Consider the following 479-nt stretch of genomic DNA (forward strand, 5'->3'; position numbering starts at 1 on the left):
GCCGGAACCTACGCCTGCTATTCGCGCGCCTGGTCGCCCTATTATCGCGGCCAACTCATCAGGGGCCGCCTGTCGATCGAGGCCGGTCCGGGCGTGCATGGGTTCACCGCCACCTATCGCGAGACGTTGCCGACCGGCCAGTTGCAGCTCGGCGGCCCGGTCACGCCGGCAAAGCGCAGCCTCTATCTGCATCTGAAGGAGGTCGGCGGCGAGGCGCAGTTCTTCCTTTGCCTGTTTCCGCAGACGCAGCCGGTGAGTGTGCTCGGCGGCTATATGTGCGGCACCGCCATCATCGGCCCCGAGCCGCAACCCTCGCTCACCAGGATCTTGTTGGTGCGCCTGCGCGATGCGCCCGCCGCCGAACAATGGGGCGGGTACTTGTCGCCTGGAACCTCGATCGCCGCCGACCTGGCGAGCCTCGGCATCGTCATCGAGCATCCGGACGCGGTCGACCGGCAGCTCGGCCAGTTCCTCAGCGC

General features: G+C 67.8%; 1 pseudogene. It reads left to right on the top strand.

Going from position 1 to position 479, the window contains the following annotated elements:
• Nucleotides 1-479 (top strand): annotated as a pseudogene (locus EOA29_RS39845) (hypothetical protein); the annotation flags it as partial.

The sequence above is a fragment of the Mesorhizobium sp. M1E.F.Ca.ET.063.01.1.1 genome, assembly GCF_003998155.1.
In the GTDB taxonomy this organism is placed as follows: domain Bacteria; phylum Pseudomonadota; class Alphaproteobacteria; order Rhizobiales; family Rhizobiaceae; genus Mesorhizobium.